The sequence below is a fragment of the Anaerolineales bacterium genome (genome assembly GCA_003105035.1).
In the GTDB taxonomy this organism is placed as follows: Bacteria; Chloroflexota; Anaerolineae; order Anaerolineales; family UBA4823; genus FEB-25.
This window is the reverse complement of the sequence record PQAL01000018.1, coordinates 194103-214455: the sequence shown is the minus strand read 5'-3', so window position 1 is coordinate 214455 and position 20353 is coordinate 194103. Positions and strand designations below refer to the sequence as shown.

Here is a 20353-nt window from a genome sequence, read left to right as displayed (position 1 = left end):
TCTCTAAGGTGTAGAAACAGGAACTTCGATATTTAATGCTACATCAAGCTTTCCATCCATGAAATCTTGCTTGGCCTGGTTGAACTTGTCCATACACTCCTGTGGGATCTTGGCATCTACACCATGAAAATCTGCTAGTCCGGATGCTCCATCTTTCATCAGGAACCAGTGTTTTTCAGCTGGTGCGTTGTATGGCTCACCGGTTGCCTTATGGCTATACCAACCATCGATCACCCACTTGATATCAGGATCCCAAAATGCAAGTGCACTGGTGAGTATATTTTCGGGGGCTGCAAAATTGTAATCTTGATATATCCCATAACAAAGGATATTATTCTCGACACATGGCTCGTAGGATTCGGCAATCATATCCATATGATCCACACCTGCCGCGATTTGAGCATTGCCAGCCTCTAGAGCCTTTGCAGGATCATACCAACTCTCAATAAAGGAAACCTTCTGCTTGACATCCGGGTTAACCGACTTGGCACCATCAAAGAAGGCGTTGATTTCATCGTTGACATCATCATAGGCATATGTCCCGACGGCGCCGATGACATTAGTCTTGGTTGAGCAGCCGGCCAGGATCCCCATCAGGTAGGAGGGTTCATGGATGCGCTTGTAAACCCAATAAACATTCCCACCCAGGCCTTCGTTACCAGAACCGACTACCACCCAGGCAATCTCGGGGAACTCATCTTTGAGATTCTTTACCTGGTCTGAATAAGTACTATGAGCCCAGATGATGTCATACTTGCCAGATTCAGCATACGCTCGGAGGACGGTTTCTGCCTCATCCCCCCATACGTTCTCAGTATAGTCCAGGTCAGAAATGGTGAGCCCATGGGGTTTCTCAGCCTGGACCCGTTTATAAGATTCAACAAATGTGCGGTCCCAGGCATTGTCGAGACCTACGGTCAATACAGCGGCCATGTGCATCTCCGTAGGCCCTGCTGCAGGGGCTTCGGTTGCAACAGCAACTGGCTCGGTCTCAACTGGAGCAGGAGCTTGGGTTGCGGTGCCACCACATGCGCTGATCACCATTGAAAGTAGTACGATGATGACTAGCGTTTGCAACACTGACTTTTTATTCATTTTTGGCTTCTCCTCACTTATATATTCGAGATAAATACTTGATGTTGATAGGAATCGTCAAGATAATTTGATTATCCTGATAACACCCTCCCTTCTAATCTGTGCCTCATGGTGAGCCTGCTGAAGAGAGGCGCGTAGATAATATTTAAGTGTTTCGGACACATACGGGGGTAATCAATAACGCTTTCGATCATACCAGCCATAATTTGTTCATCGTGGAGGAATCACCCTTCACCATAATTGATAAAGCGATCTGAGAAGTCCATCTGGCTTATCGGTTTCACAATATCATTAATTATATAGGTATTGAGGCCTCAGACAAAGCTTCTCTGAGAACCACATTATAGTCGGTACGTTGTTTCTCAGGTACGAAAAGGATGAGAATAAAATATGTGTTTAGTTTCCTCTTGTTCATGCCATGATATTGGATATAATAAGTATAATTGTCAGATGTCAGCCATCATACATCAATAATATACCAAATGGCATACTTTGTCAACGAGTATCGTAGATAACCACCTAACAAACGAAATGGATTAATTGTATGGACAGACTTACTCGTTTTCTTGATGTTATCGATAGAGCATATAGTGGCCCGATGGTGGAAGAAGAAGACTTCGACCTAAAGATGGTTGCTGCAGGGGTACAGCGTGTACTCCAAGAATATGACCTCAAATTTGATAAGGGTCATATTATTCAACAGGATGATGCGTTGATCGACCGGACTTTCGAAGCTGGCCTTGATTTTTTAGTTGAGTGCGGAGTATACAACCGTAGCACAGGACGGTTGATAAAATTCAACCGGCAAGAGATCATGGATACCATCGAAGCAGCTCCCACAAAGGTTGTGATCGGCGAAGGCCAGGATGCCCGCCTATACCGCTCCCGAAAAGTAGAAGACCCCACTCCCCCACAGGTGAGCGGTGGGCCGATTGGCACACCTCTCTCAGAGGATCAATACATCACGATCATGCAGTCCTACTGGCGGGAACCCATCCTGGATCTGATCGTCCCTGGGACCTTATCTACAACCTATGGCAGGCAACTACGGGCCAAGTCTCCGCTCGAGATTGCCGCCTCCTGGCAGGAATCTGCTTTTGGGAATGAGGCTGCCCGTAGGGCAGGCAGGCCGGGATTGTCGCGCATGTGCGTGGAGATGTCGATCAGCGACATCGGTCACCTATCATCGATCAGCAGGGGTGGATTTAAGCCTACCGATGTGCATGTCATCCCCATGATTGGCGAGATGAAAACCAATCACGAGCTGCTCAATAAGGTCGCACATAGTATCCATCAAAATGGGGTTATCCTGGGTTTTTATAATCCCATCCTGGGCGGATTGGCTGGGCCGGAAGAAGGCGTGGCTGTGCTCATTATCGCTGGTTGGATCGCCCTGCACATGCTTTACATGCCGGATAGCGTCGAATCATGCCCCACCCATCCATTTTCATTCAATTCCACGGCTCCGCAGATCCTGCGCGCGGTGAGTGTGGCAGCAGCAGCCTTCGCACGCAATACCCATCTGCTGACTGAATTCATGACGTCCCCGGTAAGTGGGCCAGGGACCGAATCTCTGCTATATGAATGCACGGCGATGGCCACCGTGGCTTCTGCCTGTGGAGCTTCGCGTGTTTTGGGTGTCCGCTCGGCGGTGGGGGTTGTGGAAAATCACTGCACCGGGCTCGAAACACGCTTTAACGGCGAGGTAGCCCATGCTGCGGCAGGTCTCAGCCGTTCACAGGCTGACGAGATCGTGAAACGGGCAGTGTCAGCTTACCTACCTCAAGTAGAATCAAAACCAGTCGGCCTGCCGTTTAACGATGTTTATGACCTGCAAACCGTCCAGCCCAAACAGGCCTGGCTGGATGTGTATAACAAGGTCAAAGAACAAGTCTCTGATTGGAGATTACCTCTTGGGTAAAATCCTGATCCATGACTGCCGCTACCTGGTCACCCGCCCGGGCTCGATCGATGGAATCATCGAAGATGGGGCTGTTTACATTGAAGGTTCACAGATTGTGGCCGTTGGGAAGACCCAGGAAGTTAGTGGGCAATACTCTGGACAGCCAGGCATTGATATCCTGGATGCCCGAAATAAAGTCGTGCTGCCAGGTTTGGTGGACGCTCATAATCATGTGGGTGAAGTCCACACCCTGTTGGTGCCAGGCTGGCTGGATCCACCAATCAGCGGAATCTTCGATGCCATGGATCGCATGTACTGGCCGGCCTATAACTGGCTGACCGAGCAGAGTACCTACGACCTGACCATGTTCGGATTAATGCACTTGATCAAGCATGGAGTCACTACCCACTCCGATGCCATGATCTTTCCAGAGGCGATCTATCGCGCATCCGTCGATGCAAAAGCCCGTACCGTCATCTACCCCCAGATGGTCTCCGATGTTCATCTAGCTGATGCACACGATGAGATGGAATACCTGGCTCACTCCGAAGCCGTGATAAGGGATTATCACAACACCGCAGGAGGCTTAATTCAGGTTGGTGTCCATCCCAGTGCCATGTTTAACTGTAGCGAAATGTTGTTAACGCATAGCATGGAAATAGCCCAAAAATATGGTGTGCAGCTCGTCACCCACCTGGCAGAGTCCCCCGAAGAAATGGCAAGGCATATAGAGATGTTCGGCAAGGTCGGCGGTGTTGTACGATATATGAACCTGATTGGTCTTCTTGGACCGAAAACGGTCATCTTCCACGGCACGATGCTAGACGAAGCAGATATCGATATCCTGGCTGAGACAGGCACAGCCCTGGTGCATTGCCCAGTCACGAACGCCTGGTTCGGTCACTGCGCTTACCTGCCCTACATGTTGAAAGCTGAGTTGCGGGTGGGGTTAGGTACGGATTGTATTACCCACAATATGTTCAGCGTGATGAACTCGGTCTTACAGCATCACAATATTATGCCCAGGAGGTTACGTGGTGTTGAGCCTGCCAGGATCTTCGAGCTTGCTACCCTGGGTGGTGCCCACGTGCTGGGCATGGAAGACAGCGTTGGCTCGCTCGAACCCGGTAAAAAAGCTGACCTCATCACCCTCGATTTGCATGATAACTCAAGTCTGTTCCCCTTGAGCCCGCAGGTGCTTTACGACATGCTCACCCTGAATGGAGCAGGCAGTGAAGCCTGCGACGTGCTCGTCGATGGGGTGTTTTTACGCCGCGATTCGAAATTCACTTTCCTGGATGAAGCCGCGATCATCGCCCGTGCCCGAGAGTGGTGTGACCGGTTTAGCCAGGATTATCAACGCATGAAACGAGCAAACCAGCCCATGTACCGTCAAATATTCAATGATTTTCAATACTCCTTTGGAGGTAAGAATGGCACGAATCCTGATTAAAGGCGGTTATCTGATCACAATGGATGATGAGGATCATCGTTTATTTGCTGATATTCTCATCGATGGAAATTCGATCTCACAGATCGGCCCGCACATCGATGCACCCACTGAAAAAGTGATCGACGCCAGTGGAAAGTTAGTGTTGCCAGGCTTTGTCCAATCGCATATTCACCTGTGCCAGTCGCTATTTCGTGGACAGGCAGATGACCAGAGCCTGATCCAGTGGCTGGTGACCATCACCACCCTCGAATCGCACCATACCCCTGAAACGCTGTACGCCTCGGCTCGTCTGGGATTGGCAGAGATGATTAAATCAGGTGCGACCGGCGTGATTGATATGGGCACCCTGCACCACCAGGATAGTGTCTTCCGGGCAATTGAGGAATCTGGCATTCGCGCCCAGGCAGGCAAAGCCATGATGGACCTGACCGAGAACCTACCCCCAGCTCTCCAGGAGACCACCGAAACCTCAATCAAGGAGAGCATGGACCTGCTCCACCGCTGGCATGGGAAGGCGAATGGACGTATCTGTTACGGGTTTGCACCCCGCTGGCAGCTGTGGAATACCGATGGTCTTCTCAAGGAGATCAAGCAGGAAGCCGATCGCCATGGGGCTGGCATCCATGGGCATGCCGGTGAGATCCGTGATGAGGTACCCCAGATGCTCAGGGAGCGCGGCCGGCGCAACCTCAAGTATTTAGAGCATATCGGTGTGGTTGGTCCGAACGTCCAGATGGCGCACTGTATCTGGCTGGACGATGCCGAGATGCGCGTCTTGGAGGAGACAGGAACACACGTCTTGCACTGCCCCTGCTGCAACATGAAGCTCGGCTCCGGGATTGCCATGGTGCCAGAGATGCTGGCGCGCGGCATCAATGTTGCCCTCGGCTCCGATGGCACCCCCAGCAATAATAACTTTGACATGTTCATTGAAATGCGCCTGGCATCACTGATCAATAAATATCGCCTGGGTGCTCAAGCCATGCCTGCGAGGACAGTCTTACGCATGGCAACTCGCAATGGTGCAAAAGCCTTGGATCAGGGTGGTGTCAGCTTCGGATCTTTAGATGCCGGTAAAAAAGCCGACATTATCATTCTGGATAACGGTGGACTGCATGCAGCTCCACTTCCAATGTATGATCGCGACGACCCGGTGAAGCGAATTGTCTCAGCCTACCAATCTGGCAGTGTACGATCCAGCATCATCGATGGAAACCTCGTCATGGAAAATGGCAAACTATTGACTATGGACGAAGACGAAATACTCGCTGAGGCTTCCACTGCGTGGAATGATATCGTTGCGAGGGCTGCAGCTAGTTAGCGCTGGCCATTCCATGTTCCACTGTAATTACCTGGCTCCCCATACTCTCGATGAGCTCCTGGCTGTGCTCCAACAGCATGGAAAGGATGCAAAGGTGATCGCAGGTGGAACGGATCTTATTCCGCAGATGCGGCTGGGCAGGCTTGCTCCACACATTCTGGTGGATCCACGCAGCCTGGCTCTCATCAAGATAACTGAAGTAGATAATGCCATCCAGATTGGAGCGGGCGTCACCCATACCCAGGTGCTGGGATCAGCACTGCTGAAAAACGACTTGCCCGCGTTAGTTAATGCCTGCCAGCAGGTCGGTGGTCCACCCGTACGCAACCGCGGCACCCTGGCGGGTAACCTGGCGAATGCTTCTCCCGCAGCTGACTCGGCCTTGCCCTTGTTAGCTTATGATGCTCAAATCGTGATTTCTCGCCTGGACGGAGAGCGTGAGATACCACTTGATCAGTTCTACCTGGGTCCAGGCCAGTCAGTATTGTCAGCAGATGAATTTATTCACCATATTCAGATCCATAAGCCACCTCCGAAGACAACTGCGGTTTTCATGAAATTGGGCAACCGCCGGGCAATGGCTATTGCTGTCGCCAGCGTGGCTGTCCGGCTATCATTTTCAGAGACTGGGCAGATCAATCTAGCTCGTATCGCCCTCGGATCAGTTGCACCTACTCCTATACGGGCATACCAGGCCGAGTCAATCCTTCTCTCCAACCCTTTGGATGGTTCGGTAATAAAACAGGCTGCCAAGGCAGCTCGCCAGGCAGCAGACCCCATCTCGGACCTGCGTTCAAGTGCTGATTACCGGAGCCAAATGGTCGAAGTCTTGACCAGACGGGCAATTAATCTGGCCATTTATGACTATTCCCCGGAGTTGGTGCATGCCTGAAATCGAACTCCACCTGGTTGTCAATCGGCAGTCGCTTACGGTCAAAGTTGAATCTGGCTGCACACTGCTAGAACTGCTGCGAGATAGGCTTGGTTTGACAGGCACCAAGGAAGGTTGTGGGGCAGGGGACTGCGGAGCCTGTGTCGTTGTCATGGATGGTCTGGCAGTCAATGCTTGCCTGGTGCTGGCAGCTCAGGCGGAGGGAACGGTAGTCATCACCATTGAAGGACTGGCGCAAGATGACACACTCCATCCGTTACAGCAGCAGTTCGCCGATCAGTGGGCCATGCAATGTGGTTTCTGCACCCCAGGTATGCTGATGTCATGTTACGCCTTGCTGCTCACCAATCCCAATCCCACTGCAGGCCAGATTCGAGAGGCAATTTCTGGTAACCTGTGCCGTTGCGGAAGCTACCAGGCGATTGTGAAAGCTGTCCATGCTGCTGTTGAGATAAACGAGGTCCACCGATGACCAAGTACGGTGTAATCGGTAAACCAACCAGGGCGTATGCCAGTCGCGAGATCGTCACCGGGCAGGCGCGCTACTGCCCGGATATCCGCTTGCCAGGCATGTTGGTTGGCAAGCTGCTTTACACAAAGTATCCTTGTGCACGCATTGCCCGGCTGGATGTTAACTCTACCCGGGCCATGCCTGGTGTGGTCGCCGTCCTTACCGCACACGATATCCCCGGCGAGAATAGCTATTTATACGCCCAGCCTGCTGACCAGCCCTTGCTAGTCAACGAGGTTGTGCGTTACCAGGGTGATGCCCTGGTAGCGATCGCAGCAGAGAACGAAGACGCTGCTCAGTCGGCCCTGGAGTCCATCCAGGTGGAATACGAACCACTTCCCGGAATATTTGATGCTGTTGAGGCGATGCAGCCGGGTGCGCAACAGGTGTGGCCCAATCACGGGAACATCGCTGACCACCTGGTTATTAATTATGGGGATATCGAAACTGGCTTCAGACAAGCCGATATCATCCTTGAAAATACTTTTTCCACACCCCTGGTTGAGCATGCCTTCCTGGAGACTGAAGGCGCAGTGGCTTATCCCGATAGTGACGGCACGATGGTCGTGTTTTCCTCCTGCCAGGCACCCCATCGTGACCGCATACAGATCGCCCGTTCGCTCAAGCTGCCTGAGAATAAGGTCAGGGTAATCACCCCCCATATCGGCGGTGCATTCGGCGGCAAAGATGAAGCGCATGTCCAGATCCATGCTGCGCTCTTAGCACAAGCTTCAGGGCGTCCGGTTAGCCTGGTTCGCTCCCGCGAAGACTCCATCCTCACCCATGTGAAACGCCATCCGGTGACCATCCGCATACGCAGCGGAATTACCCAGGATGGAAAGTTGACCGCAGTCCATGCCATGGCAATCGGCGATACAGGCCCTTACCTTAACGCCGGACGGGATGTGATGAATTTCGTGGCAGCTACATTGAGCGGTCCATATTTTGTGCCCAATGCCCGACTGGAAGCTTATACCGTCTTTACCAACAACCCGATCTGTGGTGCCATGCGCGGTTATGGTATCCCCCAAGCTGCCTTCGCTTGCGAAGCACAGATGGATGCCCTGGCGCGCGCCATTAATATTGACCCGCTTGAGATCCGCTTGCGCAATGGAATGGAGACCGGTATGCAGGTTCCCACCGGTGTCACCCTACGGGAGGCTGGCGGTATGAAAACCTGTCTTAACGAAGCCGCCCGGCTCTCAGGCTGGCAGGAGCGCAGGAGTTTAGCTCAGCAACCTGCTCCCCACCTGCGCCGCGGGTGGGGTATGGCATCCATCTGGTTCAGTATCGGTATGGGGCGCAACGTACCCGATCATGCGGCGGTAACGCTGGATATGCTTCCCGACGGCAGCCTCATCCTGCACACGGGTGCTGCAGACATGGGCCAGGGAGTCCACACCGTCCTGGCTCAGATCGCGGCTGAGGGGATAGGTGTCACGCTCGAAGCAGTCAAGGTGGTTACCCCAGACACTGACCGCACCTTCGACGCTGGGCCATCTGTAGCCAGCCGCCAGACCTTTGTCTCGGGGAATGCTGTGCTGCGTGCTGCCCAACCTATTCGTGAAACCCTTCTCCAAGCTGCCAGTGAGTTGACTGGGCTATCTGTGGAAATATTACAGATTAAGCAAGGTCAGCTTCTGGCTGAAGGTGAACTACTCTCGATCACAATTCCTGAGTTGGTCGCAAAAGCCATAGAAAAGGATTGCCAGTTACATGCTGATGGCTATTACGCCATGGAATACCCCGAGCAGCTACCTCCTGGCAGCTATCCATATGCGACCTCGGTGTTCACCTTTGGTACCCAGATCGCCCAAGTGGTGGTAGACATGGAGACCGGCCAAGTCAGCCTCGAGAAACTGGTTGCCGTGCAGGATGCGGGTAAGATTATCAACCCCGGTGGAGCACGCGGGCAAATCGAGGGTGGTGTCATCATGGGATTAGGATATGCCCTAATGGAAGAGTTGCTTGTCGATCACGGTGCCACTCGCAACCTCAACCTGGGCACGTATCTTATCCCCACTTCAAAAGATGTGCCCGAGCTAACCGTGAAAATTGTCGAGGTACCTGAGCCTTTTGCGCCGTATGGTGCCAAAGGGCTCGGCGAACCCCCCTTGACTCCGACTGCGCCAGCAATCCTGAACGCAGTCATTGATGCTATCGGTGTTCCACTATATTCAATCCCACTCACCGCTGAGCGAGTCCTTGGGGCCATCCAGTCAAACAAGGGTGACACTCCCGCAAATGTTGAATAACATAACTTTTGATTTTTGTAAATTGCCAAAGCCTTAGCATGCCTGAAAACCTGTTATTCCACAACGTTATCTTCGAAAGCAAACCAGTTGCTATGGATATTGCCGTCCGCTCGGGGATTATGAGCCAAATTGGTCCAAGTTTATCCACGGATGATTGCCGCGTTATCGATGTCAGCGGTACGATGGCTTCACCGCTCTTCATCGATCCTCATCACCACCTTGATTGTGCATTCCTCTCTGAACCCCCCAACTTATCGGGGACACTGGAGGAGGCTATCCAGATCAATGCCCGCGTGAAACAGAGCCGATCCGTCGAAGATGTTTACGATAAAGCCTGCCGCGCCCTGCGTCTGGCTCTGCAGAATGGTACCGGGTATATTCGCAGCCATACCGATATCGACTCAGTCTCTAAACTCAAGCTTCTTTATCCTATCCTGAAAGCTAAAGAAGAATTCCATGGCCTGGTGGACGTGCAGATCGCTGCTTTTCCACAGCTTGGATTGATTGCTGACCCCGAGAGCATCCAGCTCATGCGAGCAGCTATGCAAGCTGGTGCAGATGTGGTCGGAGGTATGCCACACGCAGAAGCATCACCTGATGATTCGGCCCGCCACATTGAGCTCCTGTTTGAAATAGCAGAGGAGTTCGATGCTGATATCGACATGCACATAGACGAGACCGATGACCCCAACTCGCATACGTTAGAGTTGCTTGCCGACGCCACCCTTTGCCACGGTTATGAAGGCAGGGTCACTGCTGGGCACTGTTGCGCATTAGCCGCTTACCCGGATGACTATGCTGCACAGGTGATCGAGAAAGTTGCCCAAGCGCGGATAAACATTATCACCAACCCACTTATTAATTTATACCTTCAAGGCAGGTACGATCAGCAGCCTGTGCGACGCGGTATCACACGCGTCAAGCAGCTGCTTAAGGCAGGTGTTAATGTGAGCTGCGGCTCAGACGACATCAGTAACCTGTTCTTCCCCTTCGGTCGCATGGACATGCTGGAAGTTGCTATGGTCACTTCGGTCGTTGCCCATCTCACCTGCCCGGAGGAAATCCAAACTGCTTTCGACATGCCACGCAGCCGGGCTGCACACGCCCTGAACCTGCAAGAATATGGCATAATGGTTGGCAAGCCCGCAAACTTTGTCTTGCTCGAAGCTATGACTGCCCAAGCGGCATTGCAGATCCAGCCAATTAAGCGGCTGGTAGTGCGAGAAGGACGTATTGTGGCAAGTCGTGATGTAATCATCAATAAAAATACTACCGAGGACGGTGCTTATGTCAGATAAGGAACTAATCGCTCAGATTACCCAGGCTGTTATTGATGGCGAAAGTGCAACAGCTACCGCTGCCACACGGGCTGCACTGGAGGCGGGTCTTGACCCGCTTCAAATTCTTAATGAAGGCTTGATGTCTGGTGCAGATGAAGTCGGCAAGCGCTTCGAATCAGGTGACTTTTTCCTACCTGAGCTGATGCTTGCCGGGCGAGCCATGAAAGCTGCCATGGAGATCCTCAACCCATCGTTAGCCGGGAGAAACCTTTCTCTCTCCGGTCAGGCAACTGGTAAGGTGGTCATTGGCACGATACAGACCGACATCCATGATATCGGCAAAAATATCGTTGCATCTATGCTAACAGCCGCCGGATTCTCTGTTACTGACCTGGGTGTGGATGTACCGCTCAAGACCATCGTGGACAAGGCAGAGGAAATCGGTGCGCAGATAATCGCCGTATCTGCATTACTCACCACATCCATGCCCTACATGAAAGACCTGGTCAACCTGCTCGAGAACCGCTCTTTGCGTAAAAAATATCTGGTACTGGTAGGTGGTGCTTCGGTGACAGATGCATGGGCACATGATATCGGATCTGATGGCACTGCCCGAAACGCAGCCCAGGCCGTGAGCCTGGTCCGTACCTTGCTGAAACCTGCGTGAGGTGAATATGACTGATTACCTCGAGATTCTTGAACGCTCAAACCAGGGTGAATATATTTCCGAAGAAAGCTGGGACCTGGATAAGGTAGCCCTAACCGCACGTCGCCTGGTAAAAAAATACCGCCTGGAATGGGATCGCAACCAGGTTGTTACCAGTGACTCTACCCTTACGGATGCTATCTATCAGGCAGGCTATGAGATGGCTGTGGAGCTGGGAGCATTCAGCCGCTCGACTGAACGCATTATCCCGTTGACGCAGTCAGAGATTGATGAGGGCATCCGCACCATGCCGCAAACTCTCAGTATGGGAGAAGGAAAAGATGAGCGCAAGCTCTATGCCCGAAAGTTAGGTGACGAACGCGCTCCAATGTTCTTCGGTGGCCCACCTGGCAATCCCATCCCACAGGCATACTTACTTCAAAATATGGTGTCCTACGTGCAGGAGCCCCTAATTGACCTGGCTACGTGCGGCACGCTGACAGAAGTGGATGGGTACCCAGTTCGCACTGGCCACCCGATGGAGATCGTTGCCACTCGCCGCGAGTCACAGATCATGCATACTGCCCTGGAGCGCATTGGCCGCCCTGGGATGGGCATGCTGGGGGCACAGTCAAGCGTCTCTGAGCTTGGCAACCTGGCTGCCACGCAGCCCCGTTACCTTCGCCCATGCGATTCACACCTGATCCCCTTGCTCAACGAGCTTAAGATAGATAACCGCAACTTCTCACGAGTGGTAAATTCATTGGATTACGGCATGATCAACGCCTCACTGGCGTGTGTACTCGTAGGTGGGTTGGGAGGCGGACCACCCGGTTCAGCGGTTATCACCGTGGCTTCATTCCTGGTCGCCAATGTCATCTGCAGAGCAGGCTACCATATCCTGCACCCCATCCACGTGCGCCATATCGCCACTTCCACGCGCGAGGTGCTATGGGTGATCAGTACGGTCGGGCAGGCTTTTGCCCGTAATGCACCTGCCATCATCGTTGCTGACATCTACCCCAAGTCGGGCACAGGGACGAGCGAATTGCTTTACGAGACCGCCGCGAATGCCATTGTCAACAGCACCAGTGCCTGCCATCTGGAAGGCTGTGGCTCAGCCGATGGTGCTCTACCAAACTGCTCTGGCTTGGAGGCGAGGCTTATGGCTGAAGTAGCCCTGACCGGCCACCGTATGAAGATGGACCTTGCTGAAGCCAACCAGTGGGTGCTCATGCTTTTACCATATTACGAGCACGTTTTTACCCAAGAAGGTGGTAACCCTGGAAAGCCATTCGACCAGGTCTATACCCTAGACACCGTCCAGCCAACTAAACATTGGCAGGGCATGTATGATAAGGTTAAAACCAATCTAAGTGAGATGGGCTTGAATTTATAACGATTTCAACCTATTCCTGCAGATAAGGATGGGGCTGACTCCAGTCACTTTTGGGTCAGCCCCGTATAGATATTACTGGATACCTTAAGATAAGTCTGGAGTAAAGAAGTTTTCGTACTTAACACCTAGAATTTCAATAATTTTTATAACTACAACCTAATTTACGCAAGCTTTGTTCGTAAACATACTTTGAGCAAGATCCGGAATAATTCTACAAAGTCCATGCAAGGATTTAAACATCGGGTAAGAATAGGGACCAACCTGAACCATGAGCATTACTCATCCAACGGGTTGCTCATCGCGCCAGAGACCTCCACCAGAGCCGTGCTCATGAGCCAGGCAACGACATGCAAGATTGTAGCCATCCTACAGACATAATCATCTAGCCAAAACGAATAGACCACGCCAGCCAGGAGCAAAATGAAAAACGCGATGGCACTTACCAGTTATTCCTGAAAGAGAAAAACACTGCAGGATACCCTTTGAGCATGGCAAAACAGGCCCCCATTTAAAGCCACAATGGACCATCACCTGCCAGCACAGATCTTCATTGTGCACCTGGTTGGTGCAATAATTGAAATTCGGTAAATGACCATGTGTTTTTAGCTTTCAATGCAGGATTTTTAAAACCACCCAGATCGCCAGCGGGGATTAAACGCTTTTGGTTATTTCGATCAATTCTTCCGGCACATGGACAACGTGGTCTGGCAGCGCCCCAACCAGCTTTCCCACACTTTGATGTCCCCAGCTGACCGCAATGCTTTTAACTCCCGCCTCCCTTGCCTGGCTGACATCGCTCACAGAATCCCCCACCATGAACACCGCCTCACCCCCTGCTGCAAACTGACTCTTCGCCATCAAAATTTTTTCCACCTTCGACCCTGGCATATCCACCCCATATACCGCGCGGACACAAGCTTCCAGCCCGTGTTCCTCCAAAAACACCCTAACATTCCTTTCTGAATTCCCTGTCACCACTGCAAGCACATGACTCGCTGCCAGTTTTCTCACCACCTCCCCCAACCTGTCAAATATCGCGGGCGGCGACTTCTTCTCGGCAAACTTCTCCGTGCACTTGCGGACAAACTCATCCACCAAATTTTCAGGTATCTCGCATGCCCGGCCAAAGGTTGCGAAGGACATCACTTCCAGCTCGCTCAAATCTCTTTGAACCACTGTATGTATCACCCCCAACTCGTCGCAAACTTCCTGCGCAAAGAGCAGCATATCCGCAAGGGTATCGGCAAGCACACCATCAAAATCAAAGATGACGAGGGACATACACATGATTATATTGCGTATCTCCCATAAAGATAGCCATCAAGTGAAAGTATCATCGCCGAAATATTTTCATGTAAATCCACTTGCAAACTCCAGGGGGAGGGTTATATGTGAATTCCGCTACAGGCAGCTAAACAATGTGTGGTGTGTCTGCACTTGGTTATACAAAAGGTGTGGGTTGAGCTCACAAGGTCGAGGAACACCTCAGCAAGAATCTGGTTCGCTCCCACGCCAGACTGGCTGGTGGGGTGAGCATACCGAAGTTACCTGTTGGTCTAGCAGTTTCCATAGGAATGGAAAGAAGCATTATTATTATCAGAAAGTAGGGTAATCTTATAAGGATTACTTTCTGAAATGAAATCTAAAAAGGAGGCAACCCATGACTCGCGTTATATTAGTCCGCCATGGCCAAACAGAATGGAACCGCATCGAGCGCTTTCGTGGGCGCGCTGATGTGCAGCTGAATGAGACTGGTATTGCACAAGCTGAGTCTACTGGACTCCGTATCAGCGGTGAGTGGCAGCCTAGCGCAATTTACTCCAGCCCTCTCTCACGAGCGATGAAGACTGCGGAAGTGATTGCCAAACACTCAAGTTTGTCTGTGCAAGCTCACCCGAGCCTGGTTGATATTGATTATGGCGAATGGCAAGGGTTAACCCCCGATGAGGTGCGAGACCGATGGCCAGCTGCACTGCATGCGTGGTATCACCAACCTGATCAAGCGATTATCCCAGGTGGAGAAAAACTGCCGCAATTACGTTCCCGTGGCATGCACGCTGTAAATGTGCTGTCTGCTCGACATACTGACCAGACCATTGTCTTAGTTGGACACACTGTTATCAACCGTATCATCCTTTTAGGCGTATTAGGCCTGGGTAATGATAGGTTCTGGTACATCAAACAAGACACCTGTGCCATCAACGTCTTCGAGGCCGAAATGGGCGATTTTGTGCTTGTGTCTCTGAACGATACTTGTCATTTGCACAACTAACAACTCACCTGCTTTGACTTACTGGAAGCGTGCAGGGTTTAGTCCGTTACCGACAATATTGCCAGTAGTGAACATGAGGGAGATTCCAAAATTGCTAAAGGTTGGCAAATTTTCTCAAGATGAATTTAAGAGACGTGAATCTCATGGCGAATAACCCTGAGAAGGAAGTATGGTTGTATACCTGTGCACGGAACGGGAAGATATTACAGGTACAATAACTATCGGATAGAGAGTTTTCATTTAAAGCGCGTGTCTGATTTTTGGGTTTTTACCTGTCTTTTTACCCGGTCAAGCCATCCTATCCGGATGTTTTGGATGTGCTCAAAATTTGGTACATAGGGCTTGATATCCAGAAGAGGGGTTTCATTTAGCACATCCAATCGGTCAACATAGATGAGGTTGTTTTCAAGGCGAATAAGATTAACTAAGGAGAGACCGATTGGATTTGGACGGCTGGGGGCGCGGGTGGCAAAGATACCCCTCGGCTCCTTATCGAGGAAGGGAGTCACAATCAGGCGGGATTGGTGTATCTCGTGGAAGTGATACAGTAGATAGACATGGGAGAAGCCTTCCAAATCCTTCAAGCCATCAATAAATTGGGGAAATATTTCGACGGTTCCTGATCCGCTTATGTCACTCGTAGGTTGGATTGGCATATCTTCCAAGCTATCAAACGGGCTATGAATAATACCTATGGGTTGATATTTGATATCCATGTACTTTTTAAGCCTTATTTTAGAGAATGCGACAGCCAACTGAGTATCAATTTTGCTTGGCTTATCGCATGCATGAAAATATATTTAAATCGTAGCAACCAATTAGAACTCTTTCCAGTGAGAATGAAGTGCTTATCGAGCTAGTTTCCGTCGTATCCACTTCTCAATCTCGATAATAACAAATGCCGCCAGACTCACCCCCAAGACATCTAACCATAACCACCAGGGGATGCTGGCACTGCCAAACAAGGTGTTCATAAACGGTGCATAGGTGAAAAGCATCTGCAACAAAACCATCAAGATTGCTCCGCCAATAGCCCATGGATTCGAGAAGAAACCCAGTTGAAATGGGGAACGCGTTAGCGACCGGGCATTGAATAAATATAGAATTTCGACAAATATCACAACATTCACAGCTACTGTGCGGGCTTGTTCAATCGAAGCTCCGCGCATGATCTCATACTCAAACAGGCCAAATGCACCCGCCAGAATGATCAGGCTGACGATCACAATACGCCAGATAATCGTGGGGGTCAATATGGGTGCACCTGGATCGCGCGGTTTTCGACGCATGATATCCGGCTCTTTTGGTTCCACCGCAAGTGTTGTACCCAGGAGTGCCGCGGTGACCATATTGATCCATAAGATCTGGATCGGCAGGATGGGTAGTATTGCACCGGTAACGATCGCTGCCAATAACACCATCCCTTCTCCAAGGTTGGTGGGTAGTGTCCAGGCAATGAACTTGGTCAGATTGTCGAAAACGCTTCGCCCTTCCTCCACCGCTACTTCGATGGTGGCGAAATTATCATCGGTCAACACCATGTCGGCAGCTTCTTTGGCGACATCGGTGCCGGTGATGCCCATGGCTATCCCGATGTTGGCTTGCTTAAGCGCCGGGGCGTCATTGACACCGTCCCCTGTCATGGCAACAATATCTCCATGGGCTTGCAGGGCTTCCACCAGCCGAAGCTTTTGTTCCGGTGCCACGCGGGCGAAGACATTTATCTGATGAGCCTTGTGGACCAGATCAATATCGGAGATTTCTACCAGTTCTGCCCCTGTAAGCACTGAGTCGCAATCCGATGCGCATAAACCGATCTGATTGCCGATTGCTGCTGCGGTCAACGCATGGTCGCCTGTGATCATCTTCACCTTGATCCCCGCTTGTTGACAAGCTAGCACTGCGCTGATGGCTTCAGGCCGTGGAGGGTCGATCATTCCCTGAAGACCGAGCAATGTGAGCTGGGTGATATCCGCATGGCTAATTTTCTGCCTGTCTGGCAATTCCAGGCGCGCAAAGGCCAGTACGCGCATGCCACGGGCTGCCATTTCCTCCATCTCCACTCGAAATTCGGAGCTTGCGCAGGTACTGTTTTCTCCCGATGGCGTCATGGTCCAAGCGCATCTTTCTAACAGGATTTCAGCCGCGCCTTTGATATATACCACCCCGTCTGTATGCAGGGTAGCCATATATTGGTGCTGAGAATCGAAAGGGATAGCATCCAACCGGACAGGGTAGGCCAGTAAATCAGGTGAAAGCTCTCCCTTTCGGGCTGCAGCGATAAGAGCACCTTCGGTCGGATCCCCCTGTACCACCCATCGACCATCCACTTCCACCAGCTGGCTGTCATTGCACAATAAGCCTGCCTGGAGCGTTTCACGGACAGCTTTATCACTCCGCCAATTGCCAATAATACCTCCCTCTGGAATGTAACCAGTACCACTCAAGGTATACTCACCACCCTGGGTACGGATTTCAAGGACCGTCATCTGGTTTTGGGTAAGCGTACCGGTCTTGTCGGAGCAGATGACCGTGGTTGAGCCAAGTGTCTCAACGGCTGGTAGATGGCGGACAACCGCTCGTTGTTTGGCCATTCTGGAAACGCCCAGTGCCAGAGTGATCGTCACCGCGGCAGGTAACCCTTCGGGAATCGCTCCGACCGCCAGAGCAATGGCTGACATCAGGGTATCTACCCACTCTTGTCCTCTAAGTAATCCGATGATAAATGTAATTGCAGCCAGTATCAAAATTACTATTAATATGACCCGGCTGAATTGCCCAAGTTTGCGGGTGAGTGGGGTTTCCAATTCAATTGTGCTTGAAATCAGCTCTGAAATTCTCCCCACCTCCGTTCGATCACCGGTAGCCACGACAACACCGCTGGCTGCGCCAGTCGTGACCAGGGTGGAGGCATAAGCCATATTTCGCCTCTCAGCTAAGACGGCTTCGACCGGAATCGCTTCGTCTGCATGCTTCTCGGCAGGCACCGATTCACCGGTCAGGGCTGCCTCAGTGATCTGTAGATCACGTGAGGTCAATAATCGTAAATCTGCTGGTACCCGCATACCCGCTTGAAGCGAAACCACATCACCAGGGACGAGTTCAGTTGCTGGGATACGGACCACCTGGCTGGTACGTATAACCGTGGCTTCAGTGATCATCGTTTTCGAAAGTGCGGTTAGCGCCTCTTCAGCACGTGCTTCTTGGAGATAGCCAATGACAGCATTAAGAAGAACCACCCCGAAAATCACTACTGCGTCCAGAGGATCTTTGAGCACTGCCGTTATAAGGCTTGCGAGGAGTAAAATGAGGATCAGCGGGTTGTTGAATTGACTTAAAAAACGCGCCAGAGAGCTTTTCCGCTTTTTGGGCGTCAATGCATTTAGGCCAAAATGCTTCTGACGATGCTGGATCTCGAAAAGATCTAATCCCTTGTTCGGGTTTGTTTCTAATATCTCAAGCACTTCGTTACCTGGTAAGTGATGCCAGTGATTATTTATCATTGTGTACATTTATTTGCATCCTACAAAACCCTTAATGATTTTAGTTTGCATGACTTTTTCACTTGGTTAGTGCGCGAACCACTCATAAAAAATTACATACATCACGGTGGCTACTAGACAGGTAACCAACATCACTGGCAGCCCGCGTTTGTTCCACAGATAAGAAGTGATCGGAGTATGAGTTCGTTCCGATAAGTTGGCAACAACAATATTTGCGGTTGAACCGATGATTGTCCCATTACCACCAAAGCCTGCTCCAAACACCAATGCCCACCATAATGGATCTGTGTTCATCCCTGACGCGCCAAGTCCCTGGATAATAGGGATCAGAGCAATTGTAACTGGCACATTATCAACCACAGCTGAGATTCCTGCAACCAGCCAGATTATAATCACACCAAACAAAACTGGTGCGACATTCCCTGCATTATTCAAGACGGAGACTAATGCATCCAATACACCTGTGGCTTTGATTCCTCCTACCATGACGAATAGGGCAGTAAAAAATACCAGGACGCTCCACTCAACCTGTTTGAGCACCTTGGATGGATCGGGACGTACCCATACGAGTGCAATTGCTGCAGCGCATAATGCAATAAAAGCTGGACTGATCTCCAATATGCCTTGAAAGAATAGGACGAATAAAGCCCCTGCCAAAACGATTACTACGCGCCTAGCTGTCACCCGATCGGTAAGGATTTCTGAAACATCCAGCTTGAAGATCGCCGCCGGGTTCTCTGGAAATGTAGCAAGCTCGTTTCGAAAGAGATAGCACATGATCAGCAGGGCAACCAACCAGGCAACTAGCACGATTGGTAAAGAATGGGTCAGAAAATCAACAAATGAAAAACCCGCAGCGGAAGCAATTAATATATTCGGTGGGTCACCTAATAGCGTAGCCACGCCGCCTGTATCAGAGAGCAAGGCTTCCGCCATTAGATATGGCAAGGGGCTGATCCCCAATATTTCGCTGATCAAGATCGTGACCGGCGCAATTAGCACAACTGTAGTCACGTTATCCAAAAACATGGAAAGCACTGTTGTGACCGTCCCTAGCAAGATCAGCAATCGGATGGGCTTTCCACGCGACAGCCGCCCGGCCCACACTGCCAGGTACTGGAAGACCCCGGTCGGTTCTAGCAATGCAACCAGGATCATCATGCCCAGCAATACGCCAAGGGTCTTAAAATCTATCGCGGCAAGGGCTTGTGTCTCAGAATAGAAACCGAGCACGCTGCCCAGCCCAACCATCAGCACCGCACCCGCGAAGGCTACAATCGTGCGGTTGATCTTCTCAGAGAAGATCAGCCCGAGGCAGGCGAGGAATAAAAGGGTGGAGAGAACGATGCCAGTCATGGCTATCCTGTATGTGATATTTTCCATCCATCTAGAACAGCCGCGCAGATATCTACGCGTGACGCCAATCCAACCAGCTTCCCGTCATTTGACACGACTGGTAGATCTAAAAGCTGATGCTGAAGCATTATTGCATATGAACGCAATAAACCGCATTCTTCATCAACGCTTATCACTGGTTGCATCAGGGAAGAAACTGGCCTGTCTAGCAAATGAGATGCCGGACGAGTGGTCTCAACCGCTCCAAAATCGTGGACGAAGTCTACATCATGTATGAAGTTGACGAAATCAGGTAATTCAAGGGTCAGGAAATCATGGACCCCGATTACGCCAACCAGCTTACCCTGACCATCAATAACCGGTAAAACGCCAATGTGGCGCTCAACAACGAGCATGGCTGCTTCCCGAATAGTCATAATCGGCGAAATGGTAGTCACATCACGTTTCATACAGTCTTTGATGATCAT

At 51.1% G+C, this 20353-nt stretch carries 16 protein-coding genes; 10 read left to right on the top strand and 6 right to left on the bottom strand.

Annotated elements, in window-relative coordinates; all coding sequences use genetic code 11:
• Positions 1–3: 3 nt before the first annotated feature.
• Entirely contained in the window at positions 4–1095 is a 1092-nt protein-coding gene (locus C3F13_08535; GenBank protein ID PWB53938.1) for a BMP family ABC transporter substrate-binding protein, read from the bottom strand.
• Positions 1096–1639: 544 nt separating this feature from the next.
• On the opposite strand from C3F13_08535, the gene C3F13_08530 reads away from it, so the two are divergent.
• From C3F13_08530 to C3F13_08490, 9 genes are read left to right on the top strand one after another with little or no spacing between them, the layout of a single operon-like run.
• On the top strand, positions 1640–3016 hold the full coding sequence (locus tag C3F13_08530; protein PWB53937.1) for a hypothetical protein: 1377 nt from the start codon (positions 1640–1642) through the stop codon (positions 3014–3016).
• Positions 2916–4451 carry a hypothetical protein gene (locus C3F13_08525; GenBank protein ID PWB53936.1) on the top strand — a complete coding sequence of 512 codons (1536 nt, stop codon included), beginning with the start codon at positions 2916–2918 and terminating at the stop codon, positions 4449–4451. Before C3F13_08530 ends, C3F13_08525 begins: the two co-directional genes overlap by 101 nt.
• Positions 4432–5772 carry an N-ethylammeline chlorohydrolase gene (locus C3F13_08520; GenBank protein PWB53935.1) on the top strand — a complete coding sequence of 447 codons (1341 nt, stop codon included), beginning with the start codon at positions 4432–4434 and terminating at the stop codon, positions 5770–5772. Before C3F13_08525 ends, C3F13_08520 begins: the two co-directional genes overlap by 20 nt.
• Entirely contained in the window at positions 5741–6664 is a 924-nt protein-coding gene (locus C3F13_08515; protein PWB53934.1) for a hypothetical protein, read from the top strand. Before C3F13_08520 ends, C3F13_08515 begins: the two co-directional genes overlap by 32 nt.
• Positions 6657–7136: a (2Fe-2S)-binding protein gene (locus C3F13_08510; protein ID PWB53933.1), complete on the top strand. Its 480-nt coding sequence runs from the start codon at positions 6657–6659 to the stop codon at positions 7134–7136. Before C3F13_08515 ends, C3F13_08510 begins: the two co-directional genes overlap by 8 nt.
• Complete coding sequence (locus tag C3F13_08505) at positions 7133–9430, top strand: xanthine dehydrogenase (GenBank protein PWB53932.1); 2298 nt, start codon at positions 7133–7135, stop codon at positions 9428–9430. Before C3F13_08510 ends, C3F13_08505 begins: the two co-directional genes overlap by 4 nt.
• Positions 9431–9468: 38 nt before the next feature.
• Entirely contained in the window at positions 9469–10728 is a 1260-nt protein-coding gene (locus C3F13_08500) for a cytosine deaminase (protein PWB53931.1), read from the top strand.
• Positions 10718–11377 carry a hypothetical protein gene (locus C3F13_08495; GenBank protein ID PWB53930.1) on the top strand — a complete coding sequence of 220 codons (660 nt, stop codon included), beginning with the start codon at positions 10718–10720 and terminating at the stop codon, positions 11375–11377. The genes C3F13_08500 and C3F13_08495 overlap by 11 nt, the downstream gene beginning before the upstream one ends.
• A 7-nt stretch (positions 11378–11384) precedes the next feature.
• A complete protein-coding gene (locus tag C3F13_08490) occupies positions 11385–12755 on the top strand; it encodes a hypothetical protein (protein ID PWB53929.1) in 1371 nt (456 codons plus the stop codon).
• 651 nt (positions 12756–13406) lie between these two features.
• Here C3F13_08490 and C3F13_08485 read toward each other — a convergent pair.
• The gene (locus C3F13_08485; GenBank protein ID PWB53928.1) at positions 13407–14042 is read right to left on the bottom strand and encodes a hypothetical protein; all 636 of its coding nucleotides are present in this window, start codon (positions 14040–14042) and stop codon (positions 13407–13409) included.
• Between the two features lie 373 nt (positions 14043–14415).
• On the opposite strand from C3F13_08485, the gene C3F13_08480 reads away from it, so the two are divergent.
• A complete protein-coding gene (locus tag C3F13_08480; GenBank protein ID PWB53927.1) occupies positions 14416–15027 on the top strand; it encodes a histidine phosphatase family protein in 612 nt (203 codons plus the stop codon).
• Positions 15028–15263: 236 nt separating this feature from the next.
• Here C3F13_08480 and tsaA read toward each other — a convergent pair whose 3' ends face one another.
• From tsaA to C3F13_08460, 4 genes are all read right to left on the bottom strand, one after another.
• Positions 15264–15743 (bottom strand): tRNA (N6-threonylcarbamoyladenosine(37)-N6)-methyltransferase TrmO, encoded by a 480-nt coding sequence (tsaA, locus tag C3F13_08475; protein PWB53956.1) that lies wholly within the window; start codon positions 15741–15743, stop codon positions 15264–15266.
• Between the two features lie 132 nt (positions 15744–15875).
• Positions 15876–18539, bottom strand: a complete 2664-nt coding sequence (locus C3F13_08470; protein PWB53926.1) for a carbonate dehydratase — start codon at positions 18537–18539, stop codon at positions 15876–15878.
• 57 nt (positions 18540–18596) lie between these two features.
• A complete protein-coding gene (locus C3F13_08465; GenBank protein ID PWB53925.1) occupies positions 18597–19913 on the bottom strand; it encodes a citrate transporter in 1317 nt (438 codons plus the stop codon).
• The gene (locus tag C3F13_08460) at positions 19889–20353 is read right to left on the bottom strand and encodes a hypothetical protein (protein ID PWB53924.1); all 465 of its coding nucleotides are present in this window, start codon (positions 20351–20353) and stop codon (positions 19889–19891) included. The genes C3F13_08465 and C3F13_08460 overlap by 25 nt, the downstream gene beginning before the upstream one ends.